General features: G+C 72.5%; 23 protein-coding genes. 16 read left to right on the forward strand and 7 right to left on the reverse strand.

Annotation, left to right across the window (positions count from 1 at the left end):
* Positions 1 to 24: 24 nt before the first annotated feature.
* Complete coding sequence (gene tkt / locus D6B71_RS01550; RefSeq protein ID WP_240641026.1) at positions 25 to 2,058, reverse strand: transketolase; 2,034 nt, start codon at positions 2,056 to 2,058, stop codon at positions 25 to 27.
* A gap of 285 nt (positions 2,059 to 2,343) precedes the next feature.
* Here tkt and D6B71_RS01555 point away from each other — a divergent pair, with 285 nt between their 5' ends.
* Complete coding sequence (locus D6B71_RS01555; protein WP_121251311.1) at positions 2,344 to 3,288, forward strand: heme o synthase; 945 nt, start codon at positions 2,344 to 2,346, stop codon at positions 3,286 to 3,288.
* 23 nt (positions 3,289 to 3,311) lie between these two features.
* On the forward strand, positions 3,312 to 4,298 hold the full coding sequence (locus D6B71_RS01560; RefSeq protein ID WP_121251313.1) for an aldo/keto reductase: 987 nt from the start codon (positions 3,312 to 3,314) through the stop codon (positions 4,296 to 4,298).
* A gap of 37 nt (positions 4,299 to 4,335) precedes the next feature.
* Here the strand turns inward: D6B71_RS01560 and D6B71_RS01565 are convergent, their stop codons facing one another.
* The 3 genes from D6B71_RS01565 to D6B71_RS01575 are packed head-to-tail and all read right to left on the reverse strand — an operon-like array spanning position 4,336 to position 7,045.
* Complete coding sequence (locus D6B71_RS01565) at positions 4,336 to 5,310, reverse strand: COX15/CtaA family protein (RefSeq protein WP_121251315.1); 975 nt, start codon at positions 5,308 to 5,310, stop codon at positions 4,336 to 4,338.
* The gene (locus D6B71_RS01570; protein ID WP_121251317.1) at positions 5,307 to 6,104 is read right to left on the reverse strand and encodes an ABC transporter permease; all 798 of its coding nucleotides are present in this window, start codon (positions 6,102 to 6,104) and stop codon (positions 5,307 to 5,309) included. The genes D6B71_RS01565 and D6B71_RS01570 overlap by 4 nt, the downstream gene beginning before the upstream one ends.
* Entirely contained in the window at positions 6,101 to 7,045 is a 945-nt protein-coding gene (locus D6B71_RS01575; RefSeq protein ID WP_240640922.1) for an ABC transporter ATP-binding protein, read from the reverse strand. The genes D6B71_RS01570 and D6B71_RS01575 overlap by 4 nt, the downstream gene beginning before the upstream one ends.
* A gap of 144 nt (positions 7,046 to 7,189) precedes the next feature.
* On the opposite strand from D6B71_RS01575, the gene D6B71_RS01580 reads away from it, so the two are divergent.
* Complete coding sequence (locus tag D6B71_RS01580; protein ID WP_121251319.1) at positions 7,190 to 7,555, forward strand: hypothetical protein; 366 nt, start codon at positions 7,190 to 7,192, stop codon at positions 7,553 to 7,555.
* Positions 7,548 to 7,970: a hypothetical protein gene (locus tag D6B71_RS01585; RefSeq protein ID WP_121251321.1), complete on the forward strand. Its 423-nt coding sequence runs from the start codon at positions 7,548 to 7,550 to the stop codon at positions 7,968 to 7,970. Before D6B71_RS01580 ends, D6B71_RS01585 begins: the two co-directional genes overlap by 8 nt.
* On the opposite strand, the gene D6B71_RS01590 is transcribed toward D6B71_RS01585, so the two are convergent.
* From D6B71_RS01590 to D6B71_RS01600, 3 genes are all read right to left on the reverse strand, one after another.
* Positions 7,957 to 8,622 (reverse strand): glycerophosphodiester phosphodiesterase, encoded by a 666-nt coding sequence (locus tag D6B71_RS01590; protein ID WP_121251323.1) that lies wholly within the window; start codon positions 8,620 to 8,622, stop codon positions 7,957 to 7,959. The two genes, D6B71_RS01585 and D6B71_RS01590, sit on opposite strands and share 14 nt — an antisense overlap.
* Positions 8,619 to 9,365 carry a phosphatase PAP2 family protein gene (locus D6B71_RS01595; protein ID WP_240640923.1) on the reverse strand — a complete coding sequence of 249 codons (747 nt, stop codon included), beginning with the start codon at positions 9,363 to 9,365 and terminating at the stop codon, positions 8,619 to 8,621. The genes D6B71_RS01590 and D6B71_RS01595 overlap by 4 nt, the downstream gene beginning before the upstream one ends.
* Positions 9,366 to 9,617: 252 nt before the next feature.
* Entirely contained in the window at positions 9,618 to 10,598 is a 981-nt protein-coding gene (locus tag D6B71_RS01600) for a lysylphosphatidylglycerol synthase domain-containing protein (protein ID WP_164519492.1), read from the reverse strand.
* Positions 10,599 to 10,785: 187 nt separating this feature from the next.
* Here D6B71_RS01600 and D6B71_RS01605 point away from each other — a divergent pair, with 187 nt between their 5' ends.
* The 12 genes from D6B71_RS01605 (at position 10,786) to D6B71_RS01660 (ending at position 21,430) form a co-directional block, all read left to right on the forward strand.
* The gene (locus D6B71_RS01605) at positions 10,786 to 11,523 is read left to right on the forward strand and encodes a helix-turn-helix transcriptional regulator (RefSeq protein ID WP_121251329.1); all 738 of its coding nucleotides are present in this window, start codon (positions 10,786 to 10,788) and stop codon (positions 11,521 to 11,523) included.
* On the forward strand, positions 11,520 to 12,938 hold the full coding sequence (gene sufB / locus D6B71_RS01610; protein ID WP_121251331.1) for a Fe-S cluster assembly protein SufB: 1,419 nt from the start codon (positions 11,520 to 11,522) through the stop codon (positions 12,936 to 12,938). Before D6B71_RS01605 ends, sufB begins: the two co-directional genes overlap by 4 nt.
* Before the next feature lie 49 nt (positions 12,939 to 12,987).
* Complete coding sequence (gene sufD, locus D6B71_RS01615) at positions 12,988 to 14,172, forward strand: Fe-S cluster assembly protein SufD (RefSeq protein WP_121251333.1); 1,185 nt, start codon at positions 12,988 to 12,990, stop codon at positions 14,170 to 14,172.
* Entirely contained in the window at positions 14,169 to 14,504 is a 336-nt protein-coding gene (locus D6B71_RS01620) for a non-heme iron oxygenase ferredoxin subunit (RefSeq protein WP_121251334.1), read from the forward strand. Before sufD ends, D6B71_RS01620 begins: the two co-directional genes overlap by 4 nt.
* A 64-nt stretch (positions 14,505 to 14,568) precedes the next feature.
* Positions 14,569 to 15,327 carry a Fe-S cluster assembly ATPase SufC gene (gene sufC, locus D6B71_RS01625; protein WP_121251336.1) on the forward strand — a complete coding sequence of 253 codons (759 nt, stop codon included), beginning with the start codon at positions 14,569 to 14,571 and terminating at the stop codon, positions 15,325 to 15,327.
* Between the two features lie 147 nt (positions 15,328 to 15,474).
* Positions 15,475 to 16,734 (forward strand): cysteine desulfurase, encoded by a 1,260-nt coding sequence (locus D6B71_RS01630; RefSeq protein ID WP_121251338.1) that lies wholly within the window; start codon positions 15,475 to 15,477, stop codon positions 16,732 to 16,734.
* A 2-nt stretch (positions 16,735 to 16,736) separates the two neighbouring features.
* Positions 16,737 to 17,234, forward strand: a complete 498-nt coding sequence (sufU, locus tag D6B71_RS01635; RefSeq protein WP_121251340.1) for a Fe-S cluster assembly sulfur transfer protein SufU — start codon at positions 16,737 to 16,739, stop codon at positions 17,232 to 17,234.
* Entirely contained in the window at positions 17,231 to 17,617 is a 387-nt protein-coding gene (locus tag D6B71_RS01640) for a metal-sulfur cluster assembly factor (protein WP_121251342.1), read from the forward strand. Before sufU ends, D6B71_RS01640 begins: the two co-directional genes overlap by 4 nt.
* Before the next feature lie 242 nt (positions 17,618 to 17,859).
* On the forward strand, positions 17,860 to 18,252 hold the full coding sequence (locus D6B71_RS01645) for an ASCH domain-containing protein (RefSeq protein ID WP_121251344.1): 393 nt from the start codon (positions 17,860 to 17,862) through the stop codon (positions 18,250 to 18,252).
* 4 nt (positions 18,253 to 18,256) lie between these two features.
* Positions 18,257 to 18,880, forward strand: a complete 624-nt coding sequence (locus D6B71_RS01650) for an acVLRF1 family peptidyl-tRNA hydrolase (protein WP_240640924.1) — start codon at positions 18,257 to 18,259, stop codon at positions 18,878 to 18,880.
* Between the two features lie 55 nt (positions 18,881 to 18,935).
* Positions 18,936 to 19,862, forward strand: coding sequence for an ABC transporter ATP-binding protein (locus tag D6B71_RS01655; RefSeq protein WP_206051498.1), 927 nt, complete (start codon positions 18,936 to 18,938; stop codon positions 19,860 to 19,862).
* Positions 19,859 to 21,430 (forward strand): ABC transporter permease, encoded by a 1,572-nt coding sequence (locus D6B71_RS01660; RefSeq protein ID WP_121251346.1) that lies wholly within the window; start codon positions 19,859 to 19,861, stop codon positions 21,428 to 21,430. Before D6B71_RS01655 ends, D6B71_RS01660 begins: the two co-directional genes overlap by 4 nt.
* The last annotated feature ends 5 nt before the right edge of the window (positions 21,431 to 21,435 follow it).

The following is a 21,435-nucleotide window of genomic DNA, read 5'->3' on the forward strand; positions in this document are numbered from 1 at the left end:
CGGCAGCCGTGCGGTGGACGGCGGTCAGCCGCGCCCGAGGCGGACGCTGTCGCGGGCGGCGTCGGCGACGGCCTCCGCGGTGATGCCGTACTCGGCGTAGATGCGGGAGTAGTCGGCCGAGGCGCCGTAGGTCTCGATCGAGACGATCCGGCCCTGGTCGCCCACCACCTCGCGCCAGCCCATGGCGATGCCGGCCTCGACCGAGACCCGGGCCTTGACCGTCGGCGGGAGGACCATGTCGCGGTAGGACTGCTCCTGCTCGTCGAACCACTCCCGGCACGGCATCGAGACCACCCGGGCCGAGATGCCGTCGGCGGCGAGCTGCTCGCGCGCGGCCACCGCGACCTGCACCTCCGAGCCGGTGCCGATCAGGACCACGTCGGGAGCACCGCCCTCGGCGTCGAGGAGCACGTAGCCGCCCCGGTGCACGTCGCTGGTGTCGGCGAAGCCCTGCTCGCCGCGCGGGAACACCGGCACGTTCTGCCGGGTGAGTGCCAGGCCGGCCGGCCGGTCGGTGCGCGCCAGCACGGCGCGCCAGGCGGCGGCGGTCTCGTTGGCGTCGGCGGGGCGGACCACGTCGAGCCCGGGGATCGCGCGCAGCGCGGCGAGGTGCTCGATCGGCTGGTGGGTGGGGCCGTCCTCGCCGAGACCGATGGAGTCGTGGGTCCAGACGTAGGTGACCGGCAGACCCATCAGCGCCGCGAGCCGCACCGAGCCGCGCATGTAGTCGGAGAACGTCATGAACGTGCCGCCGAAGACGCGGGTGCCGCCGTGCAGGGCGATGCCGTTGAGGATGCCGCCCATGCCGTGCTCGCGGATGCCGAAGTGCAGCACCCGGCCGGCGTACGGGTCGCCGGTCCACTGGTCGGTGGAGCGGCTCGCCGGGATGAACGACGGCGCGCCCTTGATCGTGGTGTTGTTCGACTCGGCGAGGTCGGCCGAGCCGCCCCACAGCTCCGGCATGACGCCGGCGACGGCGTTGATGACCTCGCCGGAGGCCTTGCGGGTGGCGACTCCCTTGGCGTCGGCGTCCCAGCGGGGGAGCGCCTCGTCGAGGCCGGCCGGCAACGTGCGGCCGAGCATCCGCTCGCGGGTGGCGCGGGTGGCCTCGTCGGCCCGCCCCTGCCACTGCTCGAGCTGCTCCTCCCACTCGGCCTGCCAGGCCTTGCCGCGCTCGACCAGCGAGCGGGTGTGGGCGATCACGTCGTCGGGCACCTCGAAGGTGCGCGCGGGGTCGAAGCCGAGGATCTCCTTGGTGGCGGCCACCTCGTCGTCGCCGAGCGCCGAGCCGTGGGAGGCGCCGGTGCCCTGGGCGTTCGGGGCGGGCCAGGCGATCACGGTGCGCAGCACGACCAGGCTGGGCTGGTCGGTGACCTCGCGGGCCGCGGCGATCGCGGCGTGCAGCGCCGGCACGTCCTCGGTGTAGCCGGTGCCGTCGTGGGTCCAGTCGACGGTCTGCACGTGCCAGCCGTAGGCCTCGTAGCGCTTCGCGACGTCCTCGGTGAACGCCACGTCGGTGTCGCCCTCGATGGAGATCCGGTTGGCGTCGTAGACCAGTGTCAGGTTGCCGAGCTGCTGGGTGCCGGCGATGGAGGAGGCCTCGGCGCTCACGCCCTCCTGGAGGTCGCCGTCGCTGGCCAGGACGTAGACGTGGTGGTCGAAGGGGGACGCGCCCTGGGCCGCGTCGGGGTCGAGCAGGCCGCGCTCGCGGCGGGCGGCCATCGCCATCCCGACCGCGTTCGCGACGCCCTGCCCCAGCGGCCCGGTGGTGGTCTCGACGCCGGCGGTGTGGCCGTACTCCGGGTGGCCGGGGGTCTTGCTGCCCCACGTGCGCAGCGACTTGAGGTCGTCGAGCTCGAGACCGAAGCCGCCGAGGAACAGCTGGGTGTAGAGCGTGATCGAGCTGTGCCCGCACGAGAGCACGAACCGGTCGCGGCCGGCCCAGCCGGGGTCGGCCGGGTTGTGCCGCATCACCTTCTGGAACAGCAGATAGGCCGCGGGCGCCAGGCTCATCGCCGTGCCGGGATGTCCGTTGCCGACCTTCTGCACCGCGTCCATGGCGAGGACTCGAGCGGTGTCCACCGCCTTCTGGTCGACGTCGGTCCAGGCCAGCTCAGCGGTTGTGCTCACGTGTTTCCTCTCGGGACAACGGTGGACGCCGGAGGTGGTCCGCGCGACGCGCGCGAAGGGTGCGTCCCCGGGCACCGCCGAGCCTACTCACGGCGCGGGATAGACTCACGCCAGACTCCGCGATCGCCCTGGTGTCGCTCAGCACGCCCAGCACCACCCGAGACCCGGCCCGCGGGTCTGCCAGACCCGCCCCGCCCGAGGACGAACTTTCCCGTGACCTACGTCGGCCACTCGGCCCCTGCCGTCCGGCAGCAGGAGACGGCTCGCGCGACCCTGCGCGACGTGGTGGCGGCGTACGTCGGCCTCACCAAGCCGCGGGTCATCGAGCTGCTGCTGCTCACGACGGTGCCGGTGATGTTCTACGCCGCGCGGGGTGTGCCCGACCTCTGGCTGGTCGTGGCGACCGTGGTGGGCGGCACCTTCTCGGCCGGCTCGGCGTCGGTGTTCAACTGCGTCTACGACCGAGACATCGACGAGCAGATGCGCCGCACCCGCCGCCGGGCCCTCCCGCGGCACATCGTCTCGCCGCGCGCTGCGCTGATCTTCGGCGTGGTGCTCGCGGTGCTGTCGACGGCGATCCTGTGGGCCTGGGTGAACCCCCTCTCCGCGGGGCTGTCGCTGGCCGCGAACGCGTTCTACGTCTTCGGCTACACGATGATCCTCAAGCGGCGCACCACCCAGAACATCGTCTGGGGCGGCATCGCCGGCTGCTTCCCGGCCCTGATCGGCTGGACCGCGGTGACCGGTGAGCTGTCGTGGGTGCCGGTCGTGCTGTTCCTCGTGGTGTTCTTCTGGACCCCGCCCCACACCTGGGCCCTGGCGCTGCGCTACCGCGAGGACTACGCCAACGTCGACGTCCCGATGCTGCCGGTCGTGGTGCCGGCCCGCGAGGTCGGGCGCCAGGTCGTGCTCTACAGCTGGGTGATGGTCGCGACCTCCCTGCTGCTGTGGCCGGTGGCCGGCACCAGCCTGGTCTATCCGGTGGCCGCCGCCGTGCTGGGCGCGGTGTTCCTGCTCGAGGCACACCGGATGTGGGGCCGGGCCAAGCACTCCGAGGACCTCACCGCGATCCAGCCGATGCGGCTGTTCCACTCCTCCAACCTCTACCTGTCGCTGCTGTTCGTCGCGGTCGCGCTCGACCCGCTGCTCACCCGCTGACCTGACCGAAGGCGGAGCAGACGATGCGGGAACGGACGCTGGGCGGCGGCCTCGTGGTCTCGGCCCTGGGGCTGGGCTGCATGGGTATGAGCACCGGCTACGGCCCCAACCCGGGCAGCCGGGCGGAGATGACCGCGGTGCTGCGAGCCGCCGTCGATCGCGGGGTGAGCTTCTTCGACACCGCTCAGGTCTACGGCCCGTTCCACAACGAGGAGCTGCTGGGCGAGGCGCTGGAGCCGGTGCGCGACCGGGTCGTGGTCGCCACCAAGTTCGGCTTCGAGCTGTCCTCCGGTGAGTCCCGGGGTCTGGACAGCAGGCCCGAGACGATCCGCCGCTCGGTGGACGAATCCCTGCGCCGGCTGCGCAGCGAGCGGATCGACCTGCTCTACCAGCACCGCGTCGACCCCGAGACGCCGATCGAGGAGGTCGCCGGCACGGTGGGAGAGCTCGTCGCCGCGGGCAAGGTCGGCCACTTCGGCCTGTCCGAGGCCGGAGTGACGACCATCCGCCGGGCCCACGCCGTGCACCCGGTGGCGGCGCTGCAGAGCGAGTACTCCCTGTGGTGGCGCGAGCCCGAGGCCGAGATCCTGCCGGTCCTTGAGGAGCTCGGCATCGGGTTCGTGCCGTTCAGCCCGCTCGGCCGGGGCTTCCTCACCGGCAGCATCAACGCCGGCACCTCGTTCACCGACGACGACATCCGGGCCGGCATCCCTCGCTTCGCCGCCGACGCCCGCGCAGCCAACCAGGCCCTGGTCGACCTGCTCGGCCGGCAGGCCGCCGAGCGGGGCGCCACCCGGGCGCAGGTCGCGCTCGCCTGGCTGCTCGCGCGCCGGCCCTGGATCGTGCCGATCCCCGGCACCCGGCGGCTGGACCGGCTCGACGAGAACCTCGCGGCCATCGAGCTCGAGCTCGACAGCCACGACCTGGCCGAGCTCGACGAGGCCGCCGCTCGGATCCCGGTGCGTGGCGCTCGCTACCCCGAGACCATGGAGCGGATGATCGATCGCTGATCGGATCAGCCCGGATCAGCCCGGATCGGCGCGTCGGCTATCCGGCCGGAGCCGGCGCCGGCGCCGGCGCCTTCGGCAGATAGACCGCCAGGACCGCCCAGGTGAGCACCGCCGCGATCAGCGCGGCGCCGAGGAGGTGGAAGCCGACCAGCACGACGGGCAGGTCGGTGAAGTACTGCACGAAGCCGATGCCGCTCTGCGAGACCTGCACGCCCAGCAGCCAGGACACCGCCCGGGTGCTCTCCGCGGGCAGCGCCACCGCCCGCACCGCGAACAGCAGTCCGATCGTGAGGCCGATGAACAAGAAGACGGCGTCGGCGTGCAGCTGGCTGACCTGGAGCGGGTCCAGGCCGTTGCGTGGCGAGTCGGCGTCGCCGGCGTGCGGGCCCGACCCGGTGACGACCGTGCCGATGTAGAGCACCACCCAGCCCGACAGCATCGTCGCCCAGGCGAGGCCCGCGACCGGGCCGCGCGCCGCGGCCGGGTCCGGCTGGTCGATGCGGCGCAGGAAAACCACCGACAGGCTGATGATCGCAAGCGAGAGCAGCAGGTGGAGGGAGACCACCCACGGGTTCAGGTCGGTGAGCACGGTGATCCCGCCGATCACCGCCTGGAGGGGGATGCCCAGCGCCAGCACGACGGCGTACCGGATCAGGCGGGAGCGCCGGGTGCCGAGCGCGGCGAAGAAGGTCGCGAACGCGATCGCGACCAGCACGAACGTCAGGGTGCGGTTGCCGAACTCGATGATCGAGTGCACGTCGTAGGCGCCGTGCGGGGTGAACGAGTCCTCGGTGCAGCGGGGCCAGGTGGGGCAGCCCAGCCCGGAGCCGGTGAGCCGGACGGCTCCTCCGGTGACGACGAGCACGGTGTTCGCGACCAAAGTCGCCCAGCCCAGCCAGCGGGTCCATAGCAGCCAGCGGTCCGGGTCGCCTCCGGCCTGGCGGCGGTCGTCGCCGCGGGGTGTCGTGGGCGCCTCGGTGGGGGAGCCGAGGCCGGGGTCGGGCAGGGTCATTCCCACGTGAACGTCCTTGCGGTCAGGGCGGTGCCGGCGACTGCCCAGCCGAGCAGCACCGCCAGGTCGCGCCACGCCGTGGCGCCGTCGATGAGGGCGGTGCGCATCGCGCCGCCCAGGGCGCCGGACGGCAGCCAGCCGACCAGGTCGCCGAACCAGCCGTACGCCGAGGCGGGCAGCACCACCGCGCCGCCGGCCATCAGCAGCAGGTAGACGAGGTTGGCCGCGGCCAACGTGGCCTCGGCGCGCAGCCAGCCGGCCAGGAACAGCCCGAGCGCCGCGAACGCGGCCGTGCCGAGCACGACGGCCAGCAGCGCGCCCAGCACGCCGGCGGCGGGGTCCCAGCCGAGGGCGAGGCCCACCGCCGACAGCACGACGGTCTGGAGCAGCTCGACCAGCAGAAGGGCCAGCCCCTTGCCCAGCAGCAGGCCGCTGCGCGGCAACGGCGAGCTGCCGAGGCGCTTGATCACGCCGTAGCGCCGCTCGAATCCGGTGGCGATCGCCAGCGAGGTGAACGCGGTGGAGAGCACCGCCAGCGCCAGCACGCCGGGGGTGAGCACGTCGACCACGGGATGGTCGAAGTCGAGGCCCACCCGGTCGCCGGCCTGGACCCCGCCGACGAGCACGATCACCGGGATCACCACGGCGAGCAGCAGCTGCTCTCCGTTGCGCAGCAGCAGCCGGGCCTCCATGCCGGCCTGGGCCAGCACCTGCCGGTGCAGCGGCGCGGCGCCCGGCCGGGGGGCGAAGGTGCCGGTGCCGCCGGCCGCGGACCCGGTGGGGGGCGTGGTCATGCGCTCAGCTCCCGGCCGGTCAGCTTCAAGAACACGTCCTCCAGGGTCCGCTGCCCGAGCGTCAGCGACTCGGGCAGCACGTCGCTCTCCTCGCACCAGCGGGAGACCTTGGCCAGCGTCGAGGCGTCGGCGGGGCCGGTGACCAGCAGGCTCACCTCGTCGAGCTGGGTCACCACGGTCTGCTCGCCCAGCGCCCGACGCAGCGACTCGGGTGCGCGGGGCGGGAAGGGGCGGGTCACGACGAGGCGGATCGTGGCCACCGCACCGCCGCGGGTGAGCTCCAGCGGCGTGCCGCTCGCGATCAGCCGGCCGTGGTCGATGATGTGGATCCGGTCGGCGAGCCGTTCGGCCTCGTCCATGTAGTGGGTGGTCAGCACCACGGTCACGCCGTCGCCGCGCAGCTCCTCGAGCAGCTCCCAGGTGGTGCGCCGGGCGGCCGGGTCCATGCCGGCCGTCGGCTCGTCGACGAACACGATCTCGGGGCGGCCGACCAGGGCGAGCGCGAGCCCGAGGCGCTGCTGCTGGCCGCCGGAGAGGCGCCGGTAGGGCGTACGCCCGCAGTCGCCGAGGCCGACCCGCTCGGCGAGCAGGTCGACGTCCAGCGGGTGGGCGTGCAGCCGGGCCACGTGGCGCAGCATCTCCATCGCGCGTACGCCGCTCCAGGCGCCGCCGCCCTGCAGCATCACGCCGATCCGGGGCAGCAGCTGCTTGCGGTCGCGCACCGGGTCGAGCCCGAGCACGCGGACCACGCCCTGCTGGGGGCGCCGGTAGCCCTCGCAGGTCTCCAGCGTCGTCGTCTTGCCCGCGCCGTTGGGCCCGAGCACGGCGGTGACCGAGGCGCGATCGACGGTCAGCGAGAGCCCGTCGACGGCGGTCTTCTCGCCGTAGCGCATCACCAGGCCGTCGACGACGACGGCCGGCTCGGGGGAGGCTGCGGACACCCCGGCAGTCTAGGGACCGAGCGGGCCCCGCCCCCGCGCGGGCCGCCAGGGTCCTCGCCCAGCGGGTGAGCCAGGTCATGCGCCCCGGCCGGTCCGGACCGGCGTGGGGGGCGCAGGGCGGCGACTGTGCCACCCTTGTCCGCCGTGAACGTCTGGGTGCTGCTGGTCGCCGTGGTGCTCGTGGGCGCCGTGCTCGTCTCCACCGTCGTGCTGCTGGTCCGCGACGAGTCCCCGGGCGACCCCAGCTATGCGCTGATGGCGGCCGCCGAGGTGGCGTTGCTGGTCCAGGCGGCGTGGGGGATCACCGCGCTGGTGCGCACCGACCGGGACGTCTCGGCGGTCATCTTCGTCGGCTACCTGGCGGCCGTGGTGGTCGCGTTGCCGCTCGGCGCGTTCTGGTCGCTGGCCGAGCGCAACCGCGCCGGCACGGCCGTGCTGCTCGTCGCCGCGGCGACCGTGCTCGCCCTCGAGCTGCGCCTGGACGCCATCTGGGACGGCGCCGGTGCCTGAGGACCGCGCCGGCCTGGCCGCGGGCTGGGGGCGCACGCTGGTGGCCGTCTATGCCGTGTTCGCGGTCGCGGCCACGGGCCGCTCGCTCACCCAGCTGCTGCTGCACGCGGAGCGGGCGCCGCTGGCCTACTCGCTCTCGCTGCTGGCGGCGGTCGTGTACGTCGTCGCGACCGGCTGCCTGCTCCGTGGCGGCGAGCGGGCCTGGCGCCTGGCGGTGGCGGCCTGCACGGTGGAGCTGGCCGGGGTGCTGGTCGTGGGGGTGCTCAGCCTGACCATGCCCGGCTGGTTCCCCGACCGGACGGTCTGGTCGCACTTCGGCCAGGGCTACGGCTTCCTGCCGCTGGCGCTGCCGTTCGCCGGCCTGGCCTGGCTGTGGCACACCCGCACGCTGGTGCGCCCGGTCACCGCCGGCTGAGCAGCTCGGCGAGCACGGCGGGCTCGTCGCTGATGATGCCGTTGGCGCCGACCCCGAGCAGCGCGTCGAGCGACTCCACGTCGTTGATCGGCCAGGTCATCACCACCTGCACGTGTCGCCGCAGCTCGGCCACGACGGCCTCGTCGAGCAGCGAGCGGTGCACCGACACGCCGTGGGGGGCGGCGCCCGGCTGGGCGACCCGCCGCCGCAGGCGGGCCAGCTCGGCCCGGTTGCGGGCCGAGAGCACCGGGCGCACGAACGGCAGCCGGGCGACCTCCTCGACCGCGGGCCAGTAGCGTCCGCAGACGATCACCTCGCGGTGGTGCCCCTCGCCGTGCAGCAGCTCGGCGACGGCCCGGCCCGCCGAGGCGCGGCGCCCCTTGAGGTCCAGCATGAAGAGAGCTCCGTGCCGGTGCGCCTCGAGCAGCTCCGCGAGGCCGAGCCGGGGAGCGGAGGCGGAGGCCAGCTCCCAGCGGTCCCACAGGAACGGCAGTGGCCCGGCGGTCTTGAGGTGGCGGACCTCGAGCCGGCCGCGGTACTCGTGCACGTCGCACTCGATCACGTCCGCGCCGAGCAGGTTCGCCTCGTGCAGCCCGGCCAGCGAGTTGCCGGCGCGGTGCGCGATCGCGAGCGGGGCGTCGTGGCCGGTCACGACGGCGCGCCCGGGTGTGGGTCCGGCTGCGAGGCGGCCGAGGGCGGGTCGGCGGACGCCGATCCCGGCGGCCGGGGGCGGGCCGCCCGGATCCGGCGTCGTCTGCGCTCCAGGGCGAGGGCCCCGAGGTGGGCGACGAGCACGAGCGCGATGCCCGCGACCACGTCGAGAACGTAGTGGTTGGCGGTCGCCACGACGGCGAACGCCATCAGGACCGGCATCGCCACGCCGACCATGCGCAGCCAGGTGGTGGTGGCGGCGCTGACGATGGCCATGCCGATCAGCAGGTCCCAGCCCGCGTGCAGGCTCGGCACCGCGGCGTACTGGTTGACGAACGCCGGCGGCTGCAGGACCCGGTAGGCGTAAGAGCTCTCGGTCACCGTGTCGACCAGGCCGAGGTCGGCCAGTCGGGGCGGGGCGACCGGGTAGGTCGCGAAGATCACCATGCCCGCGGCGCCGGAGAGCATCATCGCGTCGCGCAGCCGCAGGAACACCTCGCGGTGGTGCCACACCAGCCAGAGCATCGTGGCGACGATGACCGGCCAGTGACCCCAGATGTAGATCCAGTTCACGAGGGTCTCGAGCGTCGGTGACGCCTCCACCGGCCCCTGGACGACTCCCTCGATGTCGATGCCGAGGTTCTGCTCGAGGGTGACGATGTCCTGGGCGTGGTCGAACGCCGCCCCGACCGAGCCCTCGGTCTGCCCGCGGACGCCGAAGTAGACGACCATCCCCAGGACCACCAGGAGCGTCTGGCCGAGCGCGCTGCCGACGCGGGAGTGGGCGGCGCACGAGGCGGTTCGAGCGAGTCGGGCGCACGTCTGCTCTCGTCGACTGCGTGGTGTCGACGCCGGCGGCAGCTGCGCGGCAGTCGTGCTCAGACCTCCCGTTCCGTCCCGTCCGTCTCCATCATGCCCGTTCGCGCAGCAGCAGCGGGCGAGGCGAAGGTCACCTCCGCCGGTCCGGTCCGGTCCCGACCTGGCGCGCAGGCGCGCTCAGGCGGGGAGCGCGAGGGCCGGGCCCTGGCGCCGGGCCGCGTACCGCGTGGCCAGCAGGCTGACGCCGCCGAGCAACAGCGCCGGCAGCCAGGCCAGCGCCGCCTTGAGCGAGACCGCGGCGGCGGCGGCGGTCCACGGCACCCCCGCGGAGACCAGCGCGAGCACCAGCGCGCCGTCGCGCGGGCTGGCGCCGTTCGGACCGGGGATCGCCCCGGCGAGCTGGCTGGCCCCGAACGCGCCCAGGGCCGTGAGCGGGGAGATCTCGTGGCCGGTGGCGGCGACCGTGCCGAGCAGCAGCGCCGCGATCGAGGCCTGGTAGCACCCGGAGAGCCACAGTCCGTGTGCGAGCTGCCGGGGGCGGGGGAGCGGCCGGGTGGGCAGCCACTGAGGGCGCACTCTCCGGACGACCAGGAAGGCGAGCACGGCCAGGAGCGAGAGCCCGAAGGCGCCCAGCAGCATCCGCGTGGGCAGCGCCGTGCCGGCGAAGGCGACGAACAGGGTCAGTCCCAGGGCGCCCACGAACCGGTCGAGCGCCACGCTGAGGACCGCGTCGCCGCGACCGAGCCCGGTGCCGGTCAACCGGTGCATCCGCCACAGATCGGCGCCGACGTGGCCGGGGGTGAGCAGGCCCAGCAGCTCGGACTCGGCGTAGGCGCGCAGGTGCCAGCGACGGGTCAGGCCCGCCCCGGTGAGCGCGCGCCAGCGCAGCGGGCAGAGGAGGTACTTGCCGAGCACCCAGGGCAGCAGGCCCAGCAGCAGCGGCCACCAGCTGACCGACGGGAGGCGCGGCAGGGTCACGGCGGGAACCACCAGGCTGACCAGGATGCCGGCGATCAGCGCGGTGCGGGAGTGCGCGGCGCGCTTCAGCGTGTGGCCTGCCCGGCGCCAGCGGGAGGCGGGCGCGGCGGGCGGGCCGGCGTCGCACGGTGCTCGATCGCACGGTGCGGGCGGGGCGGCGGAGGCGGAGGAGGTGCTCATGCGGCGGTGGGGTGTCCAGGGTCGCGGGGTGGGGAAGAGGGCCATTCTGAATGCAGGTTCCCCGGGGAGGGGAATTTCACGTTCCAAGGATCGGCAGGCGGACCCTGCGGGTGAGCGGTTCCACACCGCGGAGTCCTTAGGCGACCCTTACTTGAAGCGCTCCAGCCAATAACGGCACACTGGCGTTGTGGAATTCGCAGGGGCACCCGACGAGTCGACGCGGCAGCGCGTCGCTCGGACGATCCTCGTCGACGGCCCCTCCACCGCCGCCGGCCTCGCGGCCTCCCTCGACCTGACCGCGGCCGCCGTCCGCCGGCACCTCGACCAGCTCGTCGACGAGGGCCTCGTCGAGGCTCGCGACCCGCGGGCGCTCGCGTCCCGGGGCCGGGGCCGCCCGGCCAAGGTGTTCGCGCTCACCGAGGCCGGTCGCGACCTGTTCGACCAGCAGTACGACGATCTCGCGGTGCAGGCGCTGCGGTTCCTGGCCGAGACCGGCGGCGAGGCCGCCGTCCGGGAATTCGCCAAGCGACGTTCGGCGTTCATCGAGGAGAGGTTCGAGACGGTCCGCCGCGACCATCCCGACCTCAGTGCCGCCGAGGCGCTGGCCCGCGTCTTCACCGACGAGGGCTACGCAGCGGCGGTGCGTTCGGTGCCGGTGGGAGAGCAGCTGTGCCAGCAGCACTGCCCGGTCTCCCACGTCGCCCACGAGTTCCCCCAGCTGTGCGAGGCCGAGACCGAGGCGATCAGCCGCGTCCTCGGCCGCCACGTGCAACGGCTGGCCACCATCGCCCACGGCGACGGGGTGTGCACCACCTGCCTGCCGGACGCCGTGATCCCGGTGGGCGCCACCCGCACCAACCAAGACAGCAAGCCCGGCAACACCTCAGGCAGCATCTCCCACCAGAAGGAGCAGGTCACCACATGACCTCCATCGAGGAGCTCAACCCCGAGCTGAAGAACATCGGCCGCTACGAGTTCGGCTGGGCCGACCCCGACGTCGCCGGCGCCGAGGCTCAGCGCGGGCTGAACGAGGCGGTCGTGCGCGACATCTCCGGCAAGAAGGGCGAGCCGCAGTGGATGCTCGACCTGCGGCTGAAGGGCCTCAAGCTCTTCGACCGCAAGCCGATGCCGACCTGGGGCTCGGACCTGTCGACGATCGACTTCGACAACATCAAGTACTTCGTCCGGTCCAGCGAGAAGCAGGCCACCTCCTGGGAGGACCTGCCCGAGGACATCAAGAACACCTACGACAAGCTCGGCATCCCCGAGGCCGAGAAGCAGCGGCTGGTGGCCGGGGTCGCGGCCCAGTACGAGTCCGAGGTCGTCTACCACTCGATCCGCGAGGACCTCGAGTCCCAGGGCGTCATCTTCGTCGACACCGACACCGCGCTGAAGGAGCACGAAGAGCTCTTCAAGGAGTACTTCGGCACCGTCATCCCGGTCGGTGACAACAAGTTCTCGGCGCTGAACACCTCGGTGTGGTCGGGCGGCTCGTTCATCTACGTGCCCAAGGGGGTGCACGTCGACATCCCGCTGCAGGCCTACTTCCGGATCAACACCGAGAACATGGGCCAGTTCGAGCGCACGCTGATCATCGTCGACGAGGACGCCTACGTGCACTACGTCGAGGGCTGCACCGCGCCGATCTACTCCTCCGACTCGCTGCACTCCGCCGTGGTGGAGATCGTCGTCAAGAAGGGCGGCCGGTGCCGCTACACGACGATCCAGAACTGGTCGAACAACGTCTACAACCTCGTCACCAAGCGGGCGACCTGCGAGGCCGGCGCCACCATGGAGTGGGTCGACGGCAACATCGGCTCCAAGATCACCATGAAGTACCCCGCGATCTACCTGATGGGCGAGCACGCCAAGGGCGAGACGCTCTCGATCGCGTTCGCCGGCGAGGGCCAGCACCAGGACGCGGGCGCCAAGATGGTGCACGCCGCCCCGCACACCTCCAGCTCCATCCTGAGCAAGTCGGTGGCCCGCGGCGGCGGGCGCACGTCGTACCGCGGGCTGATCCAGGTCAACGAGGGCGCCCACGGGTCGAAGTCCAACGTGCTCTGCGACGCGCTGCTGGTCGACCAGATCAGCCGCTCCGACACCTACCCCTACGTCGACATCCGCGAGGACGACGTGTCGATGGGGCACGAGGCGAGCGTCTCGAAGGTCTCCGACGACCAGCTCTTCTACCTGATGTCGCGCGGGCTGGAGGAGGACGAGGCGATGGCGATGATCGTGCGCGGCTTCGTCGAGCCGATCGCCAAGGAGCTCCCGATGGAGTACGCCCTCGAGCTGAACCGGCTGATCGAGCTGCAGATGGAGGGCGCGGTCGGCTGAGACCCGCACCGCTGCCCGGCACACCCCCGAGAACCGAGAAAGACGAGCTGTGACTGTTGTCGACACCGCCCGCGAGAGCGTGGCGTCCGCGCTGGAGTTGGGCCGGGTGGAGTCCCACCTGAACCCTCCGGCGTCCTACGACCTGGCCGACCACCCCGTGCCCACCGGGCGCGAGGAGGTGTGGCGCTTCACCCCGCTGAAGCGGCTGCGCGGCATCCTCGACGGTGAGCCGTCCTCGGACTGCCTCACCTGGGAGACCGAGCTGCCCGAGGGCGTCACGGTCAGCACGATCTCCGCCCAGGAGGCGCGCGACCTCGGCGAGCTCGCCCCCAACGAGCGCCCGGCGGCCCTCGCGGCCGCCCACTCCGGCGGCGCGGCGCTGATCGACGTGCCGGCCGACCTCGAGACCGACCAGCCGATCACGATCCGGCTGCACGGCGAGAGCGTCGACGACCTGGTCTGGGGGCAGCTGCTGTTCCGGGTGGGCGCGCACGCCCGCGTCACGATCGTGCTGATCCACACCGGTTCGGCCCGCTACAGCGCGATCTCGACGTTCCTGGTCGGCGACGGCGCCACGGTCAACGTGCTGACCCTGCAGGACTGGGCCGACGACGCGGTGCACCTGGGCCGCGACGCGATCCGGGTGGGCCGCGACGCCAGCGTCAAGCACACCGCGATCTCCTTCGGCGGCGACCTGGTCCGGATGCACGCCAACGTCGAGTACGCCGCCCCCGGCGGCGAGGCGGAGCTGCTCGGCCTCTACTTCGCCGACGAGGGCCAGCACATCGAGCACCGGCTCTTCGCCGACCACACCGCGCCGAAGACCAAGAGCCACGTGCTCTACAAGGGGGCCCTGCAGGGTGCCGGCGCGCACACGGTCTGGGTCGGCAACGTGCTGATCCGCAAGGTCGCCGAGGGCATCGAGACCTACGAGGAGAACCGCAACCTGGTGCTCACCGACGGCTGCCAGGCCGACTCGATCCCCAACCTCGAGATCGAGACCGGCGACATCGAGGGTGCCGGGCACGCCTCGGCGACCGCCCGGTTCGACGACGAGCAGCTGTTCTACCTCCGTTCCCGCGGGGTCTCCGAGAAGGAGGCGCAGCGTCTGGTCGTGCACGGCTTCTTCAACGACCTGATCCGCAAGGTCGGCGTCGTCTCGATCGAGGAGAAGCTGCTGGCCACCGTCGAGGCCGAGTTGGCGCGCAACGTGCTGGGCAAGGAGCTCCCGTGACGTTCGAGCGGGTCTGCGCCCTCTCCGAGGTCCCCGGCGACGAGGGCCTGGCGGTCCGCGTCGGTGACCTCGACGTGGCCGTGGCCCGCGACGGCGACGACGTCTATGCGGTGCAGGACCTCTGCACCCACGCGGCGGTGCCGTTGAGCGAGGGCGAGGTCGCCGACTGCCAGATCGAGTGCTGGCTGCACGGGTCGCGCTTCGACCTGCGCTCCGGCAAGCCCACCGGGCCGCCGGCGACGGAGCCGGTCGCGACCTTCCCGGTGGAGGTCCGCGACGGCGACGTCTTCGTCGACGTCTCCCAGACGCTCAACGGCGTCACCCCGAGCTGAACAGCTTCCCGGCCGCCCCGCGGCCGGCTTCCAGGTCTGACTTCTAGGTTAAGGAACCACACTGATGAGCACGCTGGAGATCAAGGACCTGCAGGTCACCGTCGAGACCGACGACGGCCCCAAGCAGATCCTCAAGGGCGTCACGCTGACCATCGGCGACGGCGAGACCCACGCGATCATGGGGCCCAACGGCTCCGGCAAGTCCACGCTGGCCTACTCGATCGCCGGCCACCCGAAGTACACCGTCAGCGGCGGCTCGGTGACCCTCGACGGCGAGGACGTCCTCGCCATGTCGGTCGACGAGCGGGCCCGGGCCGGCCTGTTCCTCGCCATGCAGTACCCCGTCGAGGTGCCAGGCGTCTCGGTCGCGAACTTCCTGCGCACCGCCAAGACGGCCGTCGACGGCGAGGCACCCAAGCTGCGCACCTGGGTCAAGGACGTCAACGGGGTGCTCGAGAAGCTCAACCTCGACTCCACCTTCTCGCAGCGCTCGGTCAACGAGGGCTTCTCCGGTGGTGAGAAGAAGCGCCACGAGATCGCGCAGCTCGAGCTGCTCAACCCCAAGGTGGCGGTGCTCGACGAGACCGACTCGGGCCTCGACATCGACGCGCTCAAGATCGTCTCCGAGGGCGTGAACCGGTTCCGCGCCCAGGAGGGCAAGGGCGTGCTGCTGATCACGCACTACACCCGCATCCTGCGCTACATCCAGCCCGACCACGTGCACGTGTTCGTCGACGGCCGGATCGCCGAGCAGGGTGGCCCCGAGCTCGCCGACCGGCTGGAGGCCGAGGGCTACGACCGCTACGTGTCGGCGGCGCGATAAGCGGCACCGGGCGGCGTTGCCGGCGCTCGACGGCCCGCTCCGCGTGAAGGCCGCCTTCGCTTCGGCGCCTTGCCCAGCACCGCTTCTCCCACCCCCGCCCCCAGGCACCTGCTCCGAGAACCCGCACAGCCGACGAAGGACGACCACATGATCGAGGGCCTGCTCCCCGAGCTCGAGGTGATCCGCAAGGACTTCCCGATCCTCGAGCGCACGCTCGCGGGTGGGCAGCCCCTGGTCTACCTCGACAGCGCGAACACCTCGCAGAAGCCGCAGTGCGTGATCGACGCGATGGTCGACCACCTCGAGCGGCACAACGCCAACGTGGCCCGGGCGATGCACCAGCTCGGCGCCGAGGCCTCCGAGGCGTTCGAGGACGCCCGCGACAAGGTGGCGTCGTTCATCAAGGCGCCCAGCCGCGACGAGGTGATCTTCACCAAGAACGCCTCCGAGGCGCTGAACCTGGTGGCGAACACGCTGGCCTGGGCCACCGGCGACCTCGCCATCGGTCCCGGCGACGAGGTCGTCATCACCGAGATGGAGCACCACTCCAACATCGTGCCGTGGCAGCTGCTGACCGAGCGCAAGGGCGCGACCCTGCGCTGGTTCGGGCTCACCGACGACGGCCGGCTCGACCTGTCGGACCTCGACCGGCTGATCAACGAGCGCACCAAGGTCGTCTCGCTGACCTGGGTGTCGAACATGCTCGGCACGATCAACCCGGTCGCCGAGATCGCCCGGCGGGCCCACGAGGTCGGGGCGATCGTCGTCGTCGACGCCGCCCAGGCGGCGCCGCAGCTGCCGGTCGACGTGACCGAGGTGGGCGCCGACCTGCTGGCGTTCACCGGCCACAAGGTGGTCGGGCCGACCGGCATCGGTGTGCTGTGGGGCAGTCGGCGGGTGCTCGAGCAGCTGCCGCCGTTCCTCGGTGGCGGCGAGATGATCGAGACCGTCCGCATGGACCGCTCGACGTACGCCGGCATCCCGCACAAGTTCGAGGCCGGCACCCCGCCGATCGCCGAGGCCGTCGGCCTCGGTGCCGCGGTCGACTACCTCGCGGCGGTCGGCATGGAGGCGGTGCACGCCCACGAGCAGGCGATCACCGGCTACGCCCTCGAGGGGCTGGCCACGGTGCCGGGACTCACCGTGCTCGGCCCGCAGGACGCCGCCTCCCGCGGCGGCGCGATCTCCTTCGAGATCGACGGGGTGCACCCCCACGACGTGGCGCAGGTGCTCGACTCGCGCGGCATCGCCGTGCGCGCGGGCCACCACTGCGCCAAGCCCGCGCATGCCCGGTTCGGGGTGCAGAGCTCGTCGCGGATGTCGTCCTACCTCTACACGACGCCGGCCGAGATCGACGCCCTGGTCGAGGGCCTCCTCTACACCCGCTCCTACTTCAAGGTGGGCTGACGATGACCTCTGCCGCCAACCAGGACCTGGATGCGCTCTACCAGGAGATCATCCTCGACCACTACAAGAACCCGCACCACAAGGGCCTGCGCGACCCGTTCGAGGCCGAGGTGCACCACGTCAACCCGACCTGCGGCGACGAGGTGACGCTGCGGGTGCACCTGACCGAGGGCCCCGAGGGCACCGTCGTCTCCGACGTGTCCTACGACTCGGTGGGATGCTCGATCTCGCAGGCCTCCACCTCGGTGCTCACCGACCTGGTGATCGGCAAGAGCACCGATGAGGCGTTCGAGATCCACCAGACGTTCCTGACCCTGATGCAGGGCAAGGGCACCGTCGAGCCCGACGAGGACGTCCTCGAGGACGGCATCGCCTTCGCCGGCGTCGCCAAGTTCCCCGCCCGCGTGAAGTGCGCCCTGCTGTCGTGGATGGCGTTCAAGGACGCCGCCGCGCAGGTCCTCGCCGACCCCAACGCTTCCAACCCCGAGGAGAGCAAGTGACCGAGCAGCAGCCCAGCACCGTCGACCACGGCGACCTGCCCGAGGTGCCCCAGGCCACCGGTGGCGGCGTGAGCACGCTGTCCAAGGACGACGTCACCGAGGCGATGAAGGACGTCGTCGACCCCGAGCTCGGCATCAACGTCGTCGACCTCGGCCTGGTCTACGACGTGCACATCGACGAGAGCACCCGCGTGGTGCTCGACATGACGCTGACCTCGGCGGCCTGTCCGCTGACCGACGTGATCGAGGACCAGACCAACTCCGCGCTCGAGGGCCTGGCCAACGACGTGGCGATCAACTGGGTCTGGATGCCGCCGTGGGGCCCCGACAAGATCACCCCCGACGGCCGCGAGCAGCTGCGCGCCCTCGGCTTCAACGTCTGAGCGCTGACCCTCTGAGGAACGAGGAGGGTCAGCAGGCGAGGAGGTCGAGCGAGCCCCGCGGGCGAGCTTGCGAGGCCGCGACGGGCGGGTCGAGACCTTGGGTCGCGCCTCCGAGGAACGGGCGGCGTCGCGACGCGAAGAGGTCGGCGAGCCCCGCTGCGCTGTGGGTCGTGTGCTCGCGAACGCCCTATGGCGCGTCCACAGGCACACGACCGGGCTCCGACCTCCCGTAGGGTCTCCGCATGACCGACGGCGCCGTGCATCGTGAACCCGACCACGCCGAGGTGGCGGCGTTCTGGAACCTCGCCCGCTTCCACGCGAAGCTGAACTCGCTGCCGGGCTACTTCGGCCCGACCGCGCTCGAGGCGGTCCCGCCGCCGGTCTGGTCGCTGGGGGAGAGCGCCGCCGAGGCCGACGAGCTGGTCGACCGACTGCTCGACGCGGCGAGTGTCGAGCTGCCCGTCCCCCTCATCGAGTTCGGGGGCGAGGAGCTGCCCGAGGTCGGTGCGTTGGGCATCGTGGCCGACGGTGGCGGGCACCCCCGGGCGTTGGTCAGCACCACCGCCGTGGAGGTGCAGGGCGACGCCGTGGTGGAGCACCTGCGGGTGCTCTGGGCTCCCGAGCGCGGAGCCTGACGAGGTGACCGCCGGCGCCGCGAGCGTGCCGGTCCCGGCCGCCCGGATGGCACGGTGGGTGCTGAACTTCCAGGGCCGGCACGGCGCGACCGCGCTGACGGTCACCGACGGCGCGCTCGCCGGAGTCGCCGCGGACGGCTCCTCGTTCAGCGCGCGGCTGCCGTTCGAGCAGCGGTACGCCGGTCTGCCGGACGCCGACGCGTTCGCCGCGGCCGCCGCGGCGCCCGACGACTGGGGAGTGCTGCTCGTGCGCAAGGGCGGGTTCGCGGTGGCGCGGCTGGCCGGGGAGCAGACGACCGACTCGAAGGTGGGGCAACGGCACGTGCAGGGCCGGACCAAGGCCGGTGGTCAGAGCCAGCAGCGGTTCGCGAGGCGGCGTGACAACCAGGCGAGGCAGGCGTTCGAAGCGGCGGCCGACCACGCCGCGCGGATCCTCGACGGGCTGGCCGGGCCCCTGGTCACCGGCGGCGACCACGCGGCGGTGACCGAGGTGCTGGAGGACCCGCGGCTGCGGCGGCACCGGGTCGTGCCTCCGTTCCTGTCGGTGCCGGACCCCCGCCGCGGCGTCCTGGAGCGTGCCGTGTCCGACGCCGCCGCGCTGCGTGTCGAGGTCCACAACGCCGACTGAGGCACCGCTCCGTGAACCTCGGCAAAGGCGCCCCACGAGGTCTAGCGTGGGGCATGTGAGCACCACTGAGGCTCCGATCCGCATCCGGGGACTGGTCAAGACCTTCGGTTCGCTCCGAGCGCTGGACGAGCTCGACCTGGAGGTCCGGCGCGGCGAGGTGCACGGGTTCCTCGGCCCCAACGGCGCCGGCAAGTCGACGACGATCCGGGTGCTGCTCGGGTTGCTGCGCAAGGACGCCGGCGAGGTCCGGATGCTCGACGGCGACCCGTGGCACGACGCCGCCGCGCTGCACCGGCGGCTGGCCTACGTGCCCGGCGACGTGAACCTGTGGCCGAACCTGACCGGCGGTGAGGTGATCGACCTGCTCGGCCGGCTGCGCGGCGGCGTCGACGAGGTGCGTCGCGCCCGGCTGTTGGAGCGGTTCGAGCTCGACCCCCGCAAGAAGGGCCGCAGCTACTCCAAGGGCAACCGGCAGAAGGTAGCGCTCGTCGCGGCCCTGGCCTCCGACGTCGAGCTGCTGCTCCTCGACGAACCGACGTCCGGCCTGGACCCGCTGATGGAGAGCGTCTTCCGTGACGAGGTGGAGCGCTTCCGGGACGGCGGCGGCACCGTGCTGCTGAGCAGCCACATCCTGGCCGAGGTGGAGCACCTGTGCGACCGGGTGAGCATCATCCGCGCCGGACGCCGCGTGGAGACCGGCACCCTCGGCGACCTGCGCCACCTCACCCGCACCTCGATCTCGGCCGAGCTGAGCCGCCCGGCGGTGGGGCTCGAGGGCATCGACGGGCTGCACGACCTCGACGTCGACGGCCTGCGGGTGCACTTCCAGGTGGAGGGGAAGGCGATGGACGCCGCCCTCGACACGCTGCAGGCCGCGGGCGTGCGCTCGCTCAGCGCTCAGCCGCCGAGTCTCGAGGAGCTGTTCTTGCGCCACTACGGCGAGGAGCTGGCGCCGGCCGAGGAGGGCAGCGCGGCGCCATGACCGGCACCTGGCTGTTCGTCCGCGCGTTCCTGCGCCGGGACCGGTGGCTCCTGCTGTGGTGGAGCCTCGGCATCGCGTTCCTCTACTGGAGTCAGGCGATCAGCGTCGACGGGCTCTACGAGACGCAGGAGGAGTTCGACCGGGCCGCCGCCAGCATGAGCAGCAACGCGGGGTTCGTGGCGATGGCTGGACCGGCCCGCGCGCTCAATACCGTCGGCGGGCAGGTTGCCTGGCAGTCCGCCGCGTTCGGGGCCGTGATGGCCGGGCTGATGAGCATGTTCCTGGTCGCCCGGCACACCCGCACCGAGGAGGAGACCGGCCGCGACGAGCTGCTGCGCGCCGCGGCGGTGGGCCGCCTCGCGACCACGGTCGCGGCCACTTTCGTGATGGTGATCGCCAACGCCGCGGTGGGCGCGGCCGTGGCGCTCAGCCTGGCGCTCTACCCGCTCGCGACCGCCGACTCGGTGGCGCTCGGAGTCGGGGTCGGGCTGTGTGGCGCCTGGTTCGGCGCTGTGGCGCTCGCGGCGGCGCAGCTCACCTCGACCTCGCGTGCCACCTACGGCGTGACCGGGGGCGTGATCGCGCTGGCCTACGCGCTGCGCGCGATCGGCGACGTCGGCACGCCGGCCCTCAGCTGGCTCTCGCCGATCGGCTGGTATCAGGCGATGCACGCGTTCTCCGGTCTGCGCTGGTGGCCGGCGCTGCTGCTGGTCGCCGCCACCGCGGTGACGCTGGTGGCAGCGTCCGTGGTGTTCCAGCGTCGCGACTACGGCGCCGGCGTCATCGCGGCACGTCCTGGCCCGCCGCGGGCCGCGGCCCGGCTGCACCGGCCGGCCGGGCTGGCCTGGCGGCTGCAGCGCGGCACGGTGCTGGGCTGGCTGGGGGGCATGTTCCTCGGCGGGGTCGGCTACGGCACGCTCGGCGAGGACGTCGACTCGCTGCTGGGCGACTCCGACCTGGCCCAGGAGATGTTCGTGCAGAGCGGCGGCACCCTCGTCGACGCTTTCTACGCGACGATGATCCTGATGCTCGCGGTGATCGGGGCGGGCTTCTCCATCTCCTCGGCGCTGCGGCCTCGTGCCGAGGAGGAGGCGGGCCGCGTCGAGGCGCTGCTCGCGACGGGCCTGCGCCGGCGCGACTGGTTGCTGGGTCACGTGGCCGTCACCGTGCTCGGCTCCGCGGCGATGCTCGCGGTCGCGGGCCTCGGCGTCGGGCTCGGCTACGCGCTGGTCACCGGCGACCAGGGTGCCGTGCTCGACTACCTGCTGCCGACGCTCAGCCACCTGCCGTCGGTGCTGCTGCTGGCGGCCTTCGCCCGGCTGCTCTCCGGCATCGAGCCCCGGGCGGGCTTCGGCGCCTGGCTCCTGCTGCTGTACTGCCTCGTCGTGCTGATGTTCGGTGAGGTGCTGCAGATGCCCGGCTGGTTGCGCGATCTCTCGCCGTTCCAGCATCAACCGCTGCTCCCCGCCGAGGACGTCGCCTGGCTGCCGCTGGGCCTGCTGAGCCTGGTCGCCGTCGCGCTCAGCGCCGCCGGCCAGCTGGCGTTCGCCCGGCGCGACCTGCGCTGATCGAC

Source organism: Nocardioides ferulae (genome assembly GCF_003660455.1).
Classification (GTDB): Bacteria; Actinomycetota; Actinomycetes; order Propionibacteriales; family Nocardioidaceae; genus Nocardioides; species Nocardioides ferulae.

Coding starts and splice junctions, on each gene's coding strand:
- tkt (WP_240641026.1), bottom strand. CDS start 2,058: ATGGACGCGGTGCAGAAGGTCGGCAACGGACATCCCGGCACGGCGATG.
- D6B71_RS01560 (WP_121251313.1), top strand. CDS start 3,312: ATGCGGGAACGGACGCTGGGCGGCGGCCTCGTGGTCTCGGCCCTGGGG.
- D6B71_RS01565 (WP_121251315.1), bottom strand. CDS start 5,310: ATGACCCTGCCCGACCCCGGCCTCGGCTCCCCCACCGAGGCGCCCACG.
- D6B71_RS01570 (WP_121251317.1), bottom strand. CDS start 6,104: ATGACCACGCCCCCCACCGGGTCCGCGGCCGGCGGCACCGGCACCTTC.
- D6B71_RS01600 (WP_164519492.1), bottom strand. CDS start 10,598: ATGAGCACCTCCTCCGCCTCCGCCGCCCCGCCCGCACCGTGCGATCGA.
- sufB (WP_121251331.1), top strand. CDS start 11,520: ATGACCTCCATCGAGGAGCTCAACCCCGAGCTGAAGAACATCGGCCGC.
- sufC (WP_121251336.1), top strand. CDS start 14,569: ATGAGCACGCTGGAGATCAAGGACCTGCAGGTCACCGTCGAGACCGAC.
- D6B71_RS01630 (WP_121251338.1), top strand. CDS start 15,475: ATGATCGAGGGCCTGCTCCCCGAGCTCGAGGTGATCCGCAAGGACTTC.
- sufU (WP_121251340.1), top strand. CDS start 16,737: ATGACCTCTGCCGCCAACCAGGACCTGGATGCGCTCTACCAGGAGATC.
- D6B71_RS01645 (WP_121251344.1), top strand. CDS start 17,860: ATGACCGACGGCGCCGTGCATCGTGAACCCGACCACGCCGAGGTGGCG.
- D6B71_RS01660 (WP_121251346.1), top strand. CDS start 19,859: ATGACCGGCACCTGGCTGTTCGTCCGCGCGTTCCTGCGCCGGGACCGG.